At 71.6% G+C, this 12443-nt stretch carries 12 protein-coding genes and 1 riboswitch; of the genes, 3 read left to right on the plus strand and 9 right to left on the minus strand.

The genetic code is table 11. The annotated features are described in order from the left end of the window. The first annotated feature begins 42 nt into the window (after positions 1-42). Both aceB and ABWK59_RS27120 read left to right on the plus strand, forming a co-directional pair. Positions 43-1695, plus strand: coding sequence for a malate synthase A (gene aceB / locus ABWK59_RS27115; RefSeq protein WP_354643253.1), 1653 nt, complete (start codon positions 43-45; stop codon positions 1693-1695). A gap of 143 nt (positions 1696-1838) precedes the next feature. Continuing rightward, the gene (locus tag ABWK59_RS27120) at positions 1839-2225 is read left to right on the plus strand and encodes a gamma-glutamylcyclotransferase (RefSeq protein ID WP_354643254.1); all 387 of its coding nucleotides are present in this window, start codon (positions 1839-1841) and stop codon (positions 2223-2225) included. 11 nt (positions 2226-2236) lie between these two features. Here the strand turns inward: ABWK59_RS27120 and ABWK59_RS27125 are convergent, their stop codons facing one another. From ABWK59_RS27125 to ABWK59_RS27165, 9 genes are all read right to left on the minus strand, one after another. Beyond that, the gene (locus ABWK59_RS27125; RefSeq protein ID WP_354643255.1) at positions 2237-3226 is read right to left on the minus strand and encodes a hypothetical protein; all 990 of its coding nucleotides are present in this window, start codon (positions 3224-3226) and stop codon (positions 2237-2239) included. Between the two features lie 387 nt (positions 3227-3613). Next, positions 3614-5065 carry a hypothetical protein gene (locus tag ABWK59_RS27130; protein ID WP_354643256.1) on the minus strand — a complete coding sequence of 484 codons (1452 nt, stop codon included), beginning with the start codon at positions 5063-5065 and terminating at the stop codon, positions 3614-3616. Positions 5066-5067: 2 nt separating this feature from the next. Beyond that, positions 5068-5191: riboswitch (cyclic di-AMP (ydaO/yuaA leader) on the minus strand. 357 nt (positions 5192-5548) lie between these two features. Next, entirely contained in the window at positions 5549-6931 is a 1383-nt protein-coding gene (locus ABWK59_RS27135; protein ID WP_354643257.1) for an 8-oxoguanine deaminase, read from the minus strand. 62 nt (positions 6932-6993) lie between these two features. Further along, the gene (locus ABWK59_RS27140) at positions 6994-8457 is read right to left on the minus strand and encodes a nucleobase:cation symporter-2 family protein (protein ID WP_354643258.1); all 1464 of its coding nucleotides are present in this window, start codon (positions 8455-8457) and stop codon (positions 6994-6996) included. 244 nt (positions 8458-8701) lie between these two features. Next, positions 8702-9622, minus strand: coding sequence for a factor-independent urate hydroxylase (gene pucL / locus ABWK59_RS27145; RefSeq protein ID WP_354643259.1), 921 nt, complete (start codon positions 9620-9622; stop codon positions 8702-8704). Between the two features lie 31 nt (positions 9623-9653). Further along, on the minus strand, positions 9654-9989 hold the full coding sequence (gene uraH / locus ABWK59_RS27150; protein ID WP_354643260.1) for a hydroxyisourate hydrolase: 336 nt from the start codon (positions 9987-9989) through the stop codon (positions 9654-9656). Between the two features lie 49 nt (positions 9990-10038). Then, positions 10039-10542 carry a 2-oxo-4-hydroxy-4-carboxy-5-ureidoimidazoline decarboxylase gene (gene uraD / locus ABWK59_RS27155; RefSeq protein ID WP_354643261.1) on the minus strand — a complete coding sequence of 168 codons (504 nt, stop codon included), beginning with the start codon at positions 10540-10542 and terminating at the stop codon, positions 10039-10041. 195 nt (positions 10543-10737) lie between these two features. After that, positions 10738-11109: a helix-turn-helix domain-containing protein gene (locus ABWK59_RS27160; protein WP_354643262.1), complete on the minus strand. Its 372-nt coding sequence runs from the start codon at positions 11107-11109 to the stop codon at positions 10738-10740. After that, complete coding sequence (locus ABWK59_RS27165) at positions 11106-11378, minus strand: thiamine-binding protein (protein WP_354643263.1); 273 nt, start codon at positions 11376-11378, stop codon at positions 11106-11108. The genes ABWK59_RS27160 and ABWK59_RS27165 overlap by 4 nt, the downstream gene beginning before the upstream one ends. A 187-nt stretch (positions 11379-11565) precedes the next feature. Here ABWK59_RS27165 and ABWK59_RS27170 point away from each other — a divergent pair, with 187 nt between their 5' ends. Then, on the plus strand, positions 11566-12411 hold the full coding sequence (locus tag ABWK59_RS27170) for a TIM barrel protein (protein WP_354643264.1): 846 nt from the start codon (positions 11566-11568) through the stop codon (positions 12409-12411). Positions 12412-12443 lie beyond the last annotated feature (32 nt).

The raw sequence follows: 12443 nt of genomic DNA on the forward strand, positions 1-12443 counted from the left end.
AGCTCCCCGAGCTTTCACCACCGTTCAAGGAGTGTCCTGCCCATGGCTGCAGAACAGGGACCCGCCGGCGCCTCTCCCGCCGCTCCGGTCGTCACTGTCGCCGGTCCGCGCGTCCCCCGTGCGGAGGAGGTGCTCACCCCCGAGGCGGTCGCCTTCGTGGTCGGCCTCCACCGCGCGTTCGAGGGGCGCCGTCAGGAACTCCTGGCCCGACGCAAGACCCGCCGCGCCGAGATCGCCGCCGCCGGCACCCTCGACTTCCTGCCCGACACGGCGGACATCCGCTCCGGCGACTGGCAGGTCGCCGAGGCCCCGCGCGCCCTGCGCGACCGCCGGGTGGAGATCACCGGCCCGACCGACCGCAAGATGGTCGTCAACGCCCTCAACTCCGGCGCCCGGGTCTGGCTCGCCGACTTCGAGGACGCCACCTCGCCCACCTGGGAGAACGTGGTCACCGGCCAGGTCAACCTGATCGACGCCTTCGAGGGCCGGATCGACTTCACCTCCGCCGCCGGCAAGGAGTACCGGCTGCGGCCCGCCGCCGAGCTCGCCACCGTGGTCGTCCGCCCCCGCGGCTGGCACCTCGACGAGAACCACCTCCTGGTGGACGGCACCCCGGTCGCCGGCGCCTTCCTCGACTTCGGCCTGTACCTCTTCCACAACGCCGCCCGCCTGCTGGCCAAGGGCGAACAGGACCCCAACTCCGGGCCGTACTTCTACCTCCCGAAGACCGAGAGCCACCTGGAGGCCCGCCTCTGGAACGACGTCTTCACCTACGCCCAGAACGCCCTCGGCATCCCGTACGGCACCATCCGGGCCACCGTCCTGATCGAGACCATCACCGCGGCCTTCGAGATGGAGGAGATCCTCTACGAGCTCCGCGACCACGCCGCCGGCCTCAACGCCGGCCGCTGGGACTACCTCTTCTCGATCGTCAAGAACTTCCGCGACGCCGGCGAGCACTACATCCTGCCGGACCGCAACAGCGTCACCATGGCCTCGCCGTTCATGGCCGCCTACACGCGCCTGCTGGTGCAGACCTGCCACCGGCGCGGCGCCCACGCGATCGGCGGCATGGCCGCCTTCATCCCCTCCCGCAAGGACCCCGAGGTCAACGCGGCCGCCCTGGAGAAGGTCAAGGCCGACAAGGACCGCGAGGCCGGGAACGGCTTCGACGGCTCCTGGGTCGCCCACCCCGACCTCGTCCCGGTGGCCCGCGCCTGCTTCGACGCGGTGCTGGGCGACCGTCCGAACCAGAAGGACGACCCCGGCTCAGACGAGGTCGTGACGGCCGCCCAGCTGCTCGACGTCGCCGGAGCCGGCGGGACCTGCACCGAGGTCGGTCTCCACAACGCCGTCCAGGTCGGCATCCGGTACATCGAGGCCTGGCTGCGCGGGCACGGCGCGGTCGGCATCTTCAACATGATGGAGGACGCCGCCACCGCCGAGATCTCCCGCTCGCAGATCTGGCAGTGGATCAACAACGGCGTCGTGCTCTCCGACACCGGCGAGAAGACCACCGCCGAGCTCGTCCGCCGGCTGGTGGCCGAGGAACTCGCCGCGCTGCGCAGTGAGTTGGGCGACGAGGTCTACGCCGGTGGGCGCTGGACCGAGGCCGCCAAGCTGTTCGAGCGGGTCTCGCTGGCGGAGGAGTTCGTCGACTTCCTCACCCTGCCGGCGCTGGCCCTGCTCGACTGAGAGCGAATCTATCCGTCCGCAGCCGTTCTGCCGCCTGCCACGGTGGAGAACTGGCCGCACCGAATGCACCGTTCCGTATGGCCGCCCGTCCCCCGCGACGCGGCGGCCGTACCGGACGGGCACGAGCCACGGGAGTCCCTGAGATGGCCCGCATCTTCTTCAACGGCCAGGCCATGGTGGGCGGCCCCTTCCACCCCTCCGTCGCCGAGTACCTGCTCGGCCCGGTCCGCACCGCCCCCGGCTACCGGTTCTTCTCCATCCGCGACGTCTGCCCCGGCCTGCTCGCCGACCCCGCCGCCACCACCGCCATCGAGGGCGAGCTGTACGACGTCCCGCTGGAGCACCTGCGCGACGTCATCCTCCCCGGCGAACCGCGCGAACTCGAACTCGGCGTCATCACCCTCGCCGACGGCACCCCCTCGCTCTCGATGCTGCTCGCCCGCGGCGAACTCGAACGTGGCGTCCACCGCGAGATCACCGACCACGGCGGCTGGCGCCCCTACCTCGCCACCCTCGGCCGCACCGCCTGACCCGGCAGGGTTCACCCCCCGGCCGGCCGGGCGGCCCGGCGGGACCGGTGCGCCGAGAGCACCACGGACAGCACGGCGGCGCCCGCGACCAGCGCGACCGCGTCGCGGGCGGCCACCACCGCCAGATCCTCGGGCCACGGGACCTCCCCGTCGGCCCGGGATGCCAGGTACGCCGCGAACGGCAGCTTCCACGCCCCCCACGCGAACAGCGAACCGGACGCGATCCACGCCGCGCTGATCGGCAGCACCACCGGCAGCCGACCGGCGCGGCGGCCGCCGGCGAGCACCAGGACGCTCACGCAGCCGAGCAGGGCCCAGAGCCCGGAGTTGCCGGTCATCAGCCGCCACGCCGGCTCGCGGTGCTCGGGTCGGACGATCCCCAGGCTGCCGCCCGCCGCCCAGTACAGGTCCGCCGCGGCGACCGCGGCCGAGGCCGCCACGGCGGTGACGGCTGTGCCGGCGGGCCGACTCTTGCAGCCTGTCCGGCTGTCACCACCCGTGCCCGGCAGGCGCACTCGGCCGTGGAACGCGTCCGGCCACCGCTCCCGCAGGTGGATCGGCAGCGCCACCGCCAGGCCGATCGCCAGCCCCCCGAAGCCGACTCCGATCAGTGCCCCCTCCCAGCCCGGCATCGGTGACCCGTCCCCACCGCCGTCGGCCGGAGGGTCGTCCGGGTCCGCGCCCAGCAGCGCCGCCACCACCGAGTACGGCAGCATCGGCACCAGGAACCCGGCACCGATCCACGCGAACAGCAGGAGCAGCCACACCGGGAAGCGGGCGCTCCACGCCGGCCGGGTCAGCGCCAGCGAGAGCCCGATCCCGGCCGCCGCCATCCCCACCGTCACCGCGTTCAGCACCACCCACCCCGCCGTACCGAAGCCCTCCCCGGCCGGGAGCACCCCGGCCAGTGCCCCCACCACCCAGGACGTTTTGATCACCGCGTACGGCACCATCGCCGCCGCCCCCGCAAACCCGGCCACCCGCCGGACCGCCCCCGCCATCACCCTCCCCCTTCCGGCCGCAACCCCTGCGACACCGCCCAGCCTCCCGCCCCGCACCGGCCGCCGAATCCTGCACCCGGCCGATCCCCCTCCCCCACCCGAGGGAGGCACCGGTGCCACCGAAGAGGCACGCAACCGGCCGGCCCCGCGCAACCGGGTAACCCCCATGGGGGCGCGGGGACGTGCGCGGAGGCGGGAGGCCGCTTGCGTAGGGCCGTGGTCGTGCAGCTGACCCGTGATGGGGGCGAGTGCGGCGAACGCTCCTTCCGCAGCGCGCAGTTCTCCCCCAGCCTGGCTGCTGGGAGGTGCCCCCACGCGCCCCTGACGGGGCTTGTGCAACCGGCCTGCCCCGCGCCCCTGACGGGGCCCGGGGCAGGCCGCCCGGCGTCAGGGGGTGGGCATGGTGGTGAAGGCGGTGTCGAGCTTCTGCCAGAGGGGCTTGGTGGTGGGGAGCATGTCCTCGGCGTAGTTCCACCAGAAGACGCCGCCCGCGTAGTACGGGAGGTCGATCTTCAGGCCGTAGTAGTACGCCAGCATCGATTCGGCCTTCGCCTGGGTGCTGCTGGTGACCGGGTCGGCCAGGCCGATCTCGCCGAAGCCGAGCTTGGCGTTCGGGTAGAGCTCGTGGAGCTGCTGGAAGTACGAGGTCCAAGTGGCCGCGGTGGGACGGATGTTGCCGCAGTCGCCCTCGTAGTAGCTGAGCGTCACGTAGTCCAGACCGGCCCGCATCTCCGCCGGCACGTACTGCTTGCTGAACGTCAGCGGGTCCAGCTCCGAGCTGCCGTTGCCGCAGCCCACGTCGTAGTACAGCGTCAGCTCGGACCGCTTGCCGGCCGCCTCCACCTGCTGGTACGCGTCGCTGATCTTGGTGGAGACGTCGGCGTAGCTCCCCAGCCAGTTGCCGTTGACCTCGTTGCCGACCTCCCAGATGTCGACCTGGTCACCGAACGCGTTGAGGTAGTCGGCGACCCGGTCGTGGTACGCCTGCGGCGAGTAGTCCTTGACGTAGTAGGAGTCCAGGATCTCGCCCATGAGGTAGCTGACCGGCTGGATCTGCTTGATCGCCGAGGCGTACTCGGAGGGCGGGACGTTCTCGTCGAAGACGATCCGGGTGGTCGGCATCCTGGACAGGCTCTTCGAGGAGGTGACGATGTCGCCGACCCGGGAGACGTCGTCCACGGTGACGCCGTACAGCGGGTCCGGCAGCGGCCGCATCCCGGCGGGGGTGGTGGTCGGAGCGGTGGTGGTCGGGGCCGTGGTCGGCGTGCCGGACGGGGTCGGGGTCGGCGTCGCGGACGCGCCGGCGGAGCCGCTCGGCGTCGAGCTGGGGCCGGCGGTGGGGCTGGCGGTGGGACTGGCGGTGGCGGACGGGGACGGGGTGCCGCTCGCGCTGGGGGAGGGCACCGGGAGGGGAGCGGTGGCGGCGGTGACGGTCAGGGTCTGGGCGGGGAGCTTGTGGGTGCGTCCCGCGTCGTCCCGCCAGAAGCCGTACTCGGTGTAGGTGCCGGCCGGGAGGGTCCGGGCACCGGTGGTGACCGAGATGCCGTCGGGACAGATCCGGACGTCCGTGGCCGGGGAGGGGAAGTCCAGCTTCCGGCCGGCCGCGTCGCGGACGGCGACGCCCACGGTCTTGGCGGTGAAGCACTTCGAGGAGTGGACGGTGAGTTCGGCCGCGACGGTGGTGCCGGCGCCGGCGGTGGTGGGGGTCAGCCGGTCCTGGACGACCCGCGGGGTGGACGCCTCGGCCTCGCCGTCGGCGAGGAAGGGGAGGGCGAGCAGGCCGGCCGCGGCGGCCGCCGCGATCGCGCCCACCCGGAATCGGGTGGCAGAAAGGGGCATGGGCGGTTCCTCCGCGACGCCTGCGAGGTGAGCTGTCGGGTTCGGGCCGAGAGGTGGCCCGGCCGCGGTGCGGCTTCACCCCGAGCCCGCTGCCCTCGCATGCGCGGGAGGCGGCAGGCGTCCTACCTGGTTCCCCCGCTCCCGTCCGTACGTGCTGGTGGACCGCCGACGGGTGGACGGGACTCGGCGTCCCGTCGGCGGGGCCCGCACTGGCGGGCGACCCGAGCAGGCTAGCCCCAGGACGCGTACAAGACAACGTAGGAGGCGTTCGGACACCCGGCGCAGGCGTACCGTCACCCAGGGAACCCGCGGAACCCGCGGAACCCGCGGAACCCGCGGAACGCGGCCAACCGCTCCGCGGTCCGGGGAACGCCCGCAGCCCCGGGCTCTCGCCGTGAGTCCGGGGCTGCGTCCCGCTTCGGCCTGGCCGGCGGGTCCGGTCGCCGTACCGTCCCGGGTACGGCGACCGGAGTCTGGGCGGGATCAGCCGCGGGAGGCGAGCTCCTGGGCGGCGCGCTTGCAGGCGAGCGCGATCTGGTCCTCGTTGACGGTGGTCAGGGTGTTGTTCTCGACCACGGCGTTGCCGTTGACGAAGAGGGTGGCCAGCGGCGGCAGGGCGCCGAGGGTGAGGGCGGCGACGGGGTCGGCGATCGAGGAGTGCATGATGCCGTCGATCTTCCAGAGCGCGAGGTCGGCGAGCTTGCCGACCTCGACGGAGCCGATCTCGTTCTGCCGGCCGAGCACCCGGGCGCCGCCCATGGTGCCGAGCCGCAGGGCCTGCCGGCCGGTGAGCGCGGTCGGGTAGCCGTGCAGGCGGTTGATCAGCAGGGCGTTGCGCAGCTCGGTGCCGAGTTCGCCGGACTCGTTGGAGGCGGTGCCGTCCACGCCGAGGCCGACCGGCACACCGGCCTTGATCATGTCGGGGACGCGGGCGATGCCGGCCGCGAGGCGGGCGTTGGAGGACGGGCAGTGCGCGACGCCGGTGCCGGTCTCGGCGAACTTGGCGATGTCGGAGTCGTTCATGTGGACGCAGTGCGCCATCCAGACGTCCTCGCCGAGCCAGCCGGTGGACTCGAAGTAGTCGGTCGGGCCCATGCCGAAGAGCTGCTTGCAGAACTCCTCCTCCTCGGCGGTCTCCGAGCCGTGGGTGTGCAGGCGCACGCCCTTGCGGCGGGCCAGCTCGGCGGACTGCTTGAGCAGGTCGGTGCTGACCGAGAAGGGGGAGCAGGGGGCGATGGCGACCTGCAGCATCGATCCGAAGGAGGAGTCGTGCCACTTGTCGACGGCTGCCTCGGAGGCGATCAGGATGTCCTCGGTCTTCTCCACCGCGTGGTCCGGCGGCAGGCCGCCGTCCTTCTTGCTGCGGTCCATGGAGCCGCGGAGCGCGGTGAAGCGCAGGCCGAGCTCCTGGACGGCCTCGATGGAGGCGCCGAGGATGTCGCCGCCGCCCTGCGGGAAGACGTAGTGGTGGTCGGAGGCGGTGGTACAGCCCGACTTGAGCAGCGCGGCGGCGGAGCCCTGCGAGGCCGCGTGCACCAGCTTGTCGTCGATCCGGGCCCAGGTCGGGTACAGGGCGACCAGCCAGTCGAAGAGGATGCTGTCCTGGGCGAGGCCGCGGGTGATCCACTGGTAGAAGTGGTGGTGGGTGTTGACCAGGCCCGGGGTGATCAGGTGGCCCTCGCCGTTGATCCGGCGTACCACGTTGTCCAGCCACTGGGGTGCGGGGCCGTCGCCGACCGATTCGATCTTGTTTCCGAGGATGACGACGTGACCGCGGGCGTACTCGGTGTCGTTGGCGTCGACCGTGGCGATGGCGACGTTCTCGATGACGATCCGCTGGTCGGCGGGCGGGGGCTGGACTGCCATGGTGTGACTCCTATGGGGGAGGGGCTGGGGGTGTGCGGTGTGCGGTGCACGCCCCCGGCTGATCAGGACGGGGAGGCCGGTGACACCGCCGGGTCGCCGGACCCGGTGGACTTCCGTGCGGCTCCCACGTGGTGGAACAGCAGGTTGAGCAGGACGGCCGCCACGCAGCCGGCCGAGATGCCGGAGTGCATCAGGGTCCGGACGGCCTCGGGAAAGGCGTCGTAGAACGTGGGGGCGGCGATCGGGATGATGCCGACGCCGAGGGATACCGACACCAGGATGGTGTGGGCGCCGGGCTCCATCCCGGCCTCGGCGAGCGTGCGTATGCCGCTGGCCGCGACCGTGCCGAAGAGCACGATCCCGGCGCCGCCGAGGACCGGCGGAGGTACCAGGGAGACCAGCGACCCGAGGACCGGGAACAGGCCGAGCAGGACGAGGATCGCGCCGCCGGCGGCCACGGTGAACCGGCTGCGGATCCCGGTCAGCGCCACCAGGCCGATGTTCTGGGCGAAGGCGCTGGCCGCGAAGCCGTTGAAGACCGGGCTGACCGCGGTGGCCAGGCCGTCCGCGCGCAGTCCGGCGGCGAGGGTCCGCTCGTCGGCCTCCCGGTCGACGATCTGCCCGAGCGCCAGCATGTCCGCGGTGGACTCGGTCATCGAGACGACCATGACGATGCAGAGCGAGGCGATCGCGGCCGCGTCGAAGACCGGCGCTCCGAAGTGGAACGGCGAGGGGAGGGCGAAGACCTTCGCGTCCCCGACCGCGCCGAAGTCGGCGAGGCGCAGCGGGAAGGCGAGCGCGGTGCCGATCGCCAGACCGATGAGCAGGGACAGCTGCTGCCAGAAGCCCCGGAGCAGCTTGTTGCAGAGCACGACCGCGGTGAGGGTGACCGCGGCGAGTCCGATGGCCCGCACGGAGCCGTAGCCGGGCGCGGAGGGCGAGCCGCCGCGGGCCCAGTTGACCGCCACCGGGAGCAGGGACACCCCGATGAGGGTGATCACGGTGCCCTGGACGACCGGGGGGAAGTACCGGATGAGCTTGCAGAAGTACGGTGCCGCGAGGAGGCACAGGATCCCCGCGACGATCACGGCGCCGAAGACCACCGGCAGGGCGTCCTTCGGGCCGTGCTCCTCGGCGATGGCGAGCATGGGGGCGACGCCGGCGAAGGAGACCCCGTTGACGAACGGGAGCCGGGCGCCGATCCGCCAGACGCCGAGGGTCTGGAGCAGGGTGGCCAGGCCCGCGGTGAACAGGCTGGCCGAGATCAGCAGGGCGAGGTCGGCGGGGGCGAGGCCCACGCCGGCGCCCACGATGAGCGGGGGCGCCACGACGCCCGCGTACATCGCCGCGACGTGCTGCAGCCCGGTGGTGAACAGCTTCACCGGGGGCGGCAGTTCGTCGACGGGGTGGACCTCGCGGTCGGACGGTGCCGTCGAGCCGGGCAGGCCCGGTGACACACCGTCCGACCGCGAAGGCCCGTCAGGGGTGGAACCGCCGTCGGTGGTACGGGTGGTGCGGATAGCCATGTCGAGCCCCTCTGGTGCCCGTGGCTCCCGGCGCGCCCGCGGCGCCGGAGACATCCCGAGGGCGGGACGGCGGTGCAAGGGTCCCTCGGGGGCGATCTCCGGCTCCCCGGGCCGGCCGCCGCGAGGCGGACACGATCTCCGGTGGGTGGGGGTGGAGAAAGCGGTGGTGCAGGCCGGTCGGGTCCGCCCGGCACGGTGGTGCCGGCTGGCGGTGCGGTCCCGGGCGGCGGTCATGGGTCCGGACTCAGACGACCGGGATGACCGGGACGACGCCCTCGCGGTGCACGGTGCCCTCGATCAGGCCGTACATGCGGTCCGCGGCGTAGTAGACCTCGTTCTCGTTCTTGAGGCCGAAGGGCTCCAGGTCGACGAGGAAGTGGTGCTTGTTCGGGAGTTCCAGGCGGACCTCGTCCACCTCGGCGCGGTTGTTCAGCACCCGGGTGCCCATCGCGTGCAGGGTCTGCTGCAGCGAGTAGGAGTAGGTCTCCGCGAAGGCCTCCAGCAGGTGGCGCCGTACGTGGTTGTAGGAGCGGTTCCAGTTCGGCTGGGCCTCGTCGTCCTTCCCGTCGAAGCCGTACTTCCAACGGGCGGTCACCTGGGTGGCGAGGATCCGGTCGTACGCCTCCTGGAGGGTGGTGTACCGGTCCTTGATGTAGCCCCAGAACTCCGAGTTGGTGGAGTTCATGACGATCAGGTCCTTGAGGCCGGAGATCACCTGCACCGACTCGCCGTCGTAGACGATCTCGCTGGTGCGGGTCTCCTGGCCGTTGCGGACGAAGGAGTGGCCGACCTCCTCCGAGCCGATGAAACGGGCCGAGTTGTCGGGGGTCTTGATCCGGTCCCAGGCGTACTCCTCGATCCGGATGCGGGCGCTGTGCACCACCCCCCGCTCGGTGTTGTCGACGAAGTGGCGGGCCAGCGTGATGCCGAAGGCCTCGGCCGACTCGATGCCGTACTCCTTGGCGAAGGCGTAGACGGTGTTCTTCGTCGTGTCGGTGGGCAGGCAGTTGGCGTTCGAGCCGGTGAGGTGGACGTCCTCGAACTCGCCCTGGAGCGAGACCGAGACGTTCAGGTCCTTGATCTCGTGGCGGGTGGAGTCGCGGTAGACCCGGACGATCCGGTTCTCCGCCTTGCCGTACTGGTTCTGACCGAGCACATGGGCCATGACACGGCTCCTAAGCTTCCAGGTCGGTCTACTAGCTTCCGCGGTAGACCGAGTATCCGAACGGGTTGAGCAGCAGCGGCACGTGGTAGTGGTGCTGCGCGGGTGCGACCGTGAAGACGATCGAGACCTCGGGGAAGAACGGCGTCTCCTCGGCCCGGGCCGCGTAGTACGCGGTGGTGTCGAAGAGCAGCCGGACGACCGAGCCCGCCTCCACGGCCGGCAGGTCCTTGGCCCGGCCGTCGGAGTCCGTGGCGGAGGTGCCGAGCACCTTCCAGCCACCCTCGGTGTGCAGTGCCAGCTCGACCGGGACACCCTGGGCCGGGCGGCCGAGGCTGGTGTCGAGCACGTGCGTGGAGATGCCAGTCATGGGTTGGATGACCTTACTGATGGCGGTGACTGACCGGCCGTCAGAGTCCTCAGGACTCGTCGAGCAGCCGGTTGATGCGGATGTCGTTGATCTTGCGCAGCTCCCCGCGGACGATCTCCGCCTCGGTGGCGGCGTCGTTGCGGTAGCGCTCGCGGAGCGAGGCGAGCATGGTCTCGGCGGTGCGGCCGGTCGCGCAGATCAGGAACACGTGGCCGAACTTCGCCTCGTAGGCGGCGTTGGCCTCGTGCAGTTCGTCGAGGAGCATGGGGTCCACCCCCTTGATGCCGGACTGCTCGCGCTCGGAGGTGGCGTCGCCCGTCTTGGGTTTGCCGATCCGGGCGTGGCCGGCCATCGCGTCCTCGAGGTCCCGGACGGTGAGCGCGGTCATCGCCGCCGCGTTGGCGGCGAGCAGTGCGTCACGGTCGGACCAGGGCCGGGTCCCAGCCACGGCGGCGGCCCAGCTGGGGCTGGAGCAGATCTCCAGCAGGGTCTCCCGCAGCTCGGCGGCGGGGGCCGCCGCCAGAGCGTCGAGAGCGTCGGGTTGCTTGGTCACGGGTGGACCTCCTGAAGAGTGGTGCCACCCGCACAAGCTAGATCCGCCACCCCAGGCCGTCAACACTTTGTTGAACGGTTGGTGGTTACGTTTCGAGACGGAGCCCGTTGTCGCGGCGTGTCGTGTGCGATTCGCCAAGTGTGCCCGGTGTGACCGGTGGGACAGACTGGGCGAAACCCGGCGAGGGGAAGGCCCTCAGGTCTTCTCCTGGCGGTTCAGGTAGTTGTACACCGTGAACCGGCTGACACCGAGGGCCGACGCGACGGTTTCCACCCCGTGGCGGACGGTGAAGGCGCCGCGCTCCTCCAGCAGGGCGACCACCCGCTGCTTCTCGGCGCGGTCCAGCTCGGCGAGCGGGCGCCCGTCGAACTGGCGGGTCATCTCCGCCAGCAGGCGGTCCAGCGCGCTGCTCAGGTGCGGCAGCCGGACGGCCACGGCCGGTGCGCCGTCCCACTCCAGGACGACGTCGTCGGGCCGGGCGTCACCGGGCTCGACCGGGGTCGCGCCGACCGCGTCGAGCAGCGGCTTTATCGCCGCGGTGAGCGGGTGTTCCAGGGCATTGCTCACGGCGTACCCACTCCTTCCGGGGTGCGGTTGTCCTCGTCGAGCACGCTGACCTGGACCGAGATCCGGGTCGCGCCCGCGTCCAGGGTCTCCCGCAGCAGGCGGGTGACGGCGGCCAGGGCCTGCTCGGCCTCGCCCTCGGCGCTGGTGCCGAAGGGGCCCACCGACACGGCGAGCCCGGCCTCGTCCACGACGCGTCGGGCGGCCTTGGCGTGGTCCGGGAAGCTGTCCAGCTCGAACGGTTCTGTCGTGAACTCCACCATCAATCGCACCTGCTCACTGTAGCGAGGGCGCTGGTCGATCAAACAGTCGACCGGGGGCGTGACGGGCGGGCTTCGGCGGCTTCAACAAATTGTTGCGGCGGCCTTGACACCCCTTCGAGTCCCCGGCAATGCTTCCACCAAGCAGAATCCCTCTTCCGTATCGTGGAAGTTGCGGATAGGAAGAGAGAAGCGAGAGGTGACCGACGTGACTGCCGCTGCCCAGCACAGCTTCACGATCAACCTGTCCATCCTGTTCACCGAGCTCCCGCTCCTGGAGCGCCCGGCCGCCGCGGCCGCCGCTGGCTTCACCGCCGCCGAACTCTGGTGGCCCTTCGGTGCGGACCACGCCCCGTCGCAGGCCGAGCAGGACGAGCTCCGCAAGGCCTTCGACGACGCCGGCGTCCGGCTCACCGGCCTGAACTTCCTCGACGACCTCACCAAGGGCGCCCGCGGTACGGTCTCGGTGCCCGCCGAGAGCGAGCGCTTCCGGGAGAACGTCCCGGTGACCGCCGCCCTGGCCGAGTCCTTCGGCACCAAGGCGCTCAACGCGCTCTACGGCAACCGCGTGGCGGGCGTGGACCCGGCCGTCCAGGACGGACTCGCCCTGGAGAACCTGGTGCTCGCCGCCCGGGCCGCCCACGAGGTCGGCGCGATCCTGCTGATCGAGACCCTCAACAAGGTCGAGTCCCCGGACTACGCGCTGGTCACCGCCGAGGCGGCGATCGAGGTCGTGGACAAGGTCAACGCGGCCACCGGGCTCGGCAACGCCAGGTTCCTCTGCGACCTCTACCACCTGGCCAGGAACGGCGAGGACCCGGCGGCGGTGATCGACGCGTACGCCGACCGGATCGGCCACGTCCAGATCGCCGACACCCCGGCCCGCAACGAGCCCGGCACCGGCGAACTCGACGTCGAGGGCCTCCTCGCCCGCCTCACCGCCGCCGGCTACACCGGCCGGATCGGCCTGGAGTACAAGCCCTCCACCGGTGTCAGCGCCGACAGCTTCGCGTGGCTCCCGCGCGAGCTCCGCGCCGCGAAGTAAGCCACCCCCCTCTCCACCACCGAACGTAAGGA

Source organism: Kitasatospora sp. HUAS MG31 (genome assembly GCF_040571325.1).
Taxonomy (GTDB): domain Bacteria; phylum Actinomycetota; class Actinomycetes; order Streptomycetales; family Streptomycetaceae; genus Kitasatospora; species Kitasatospora camelliae.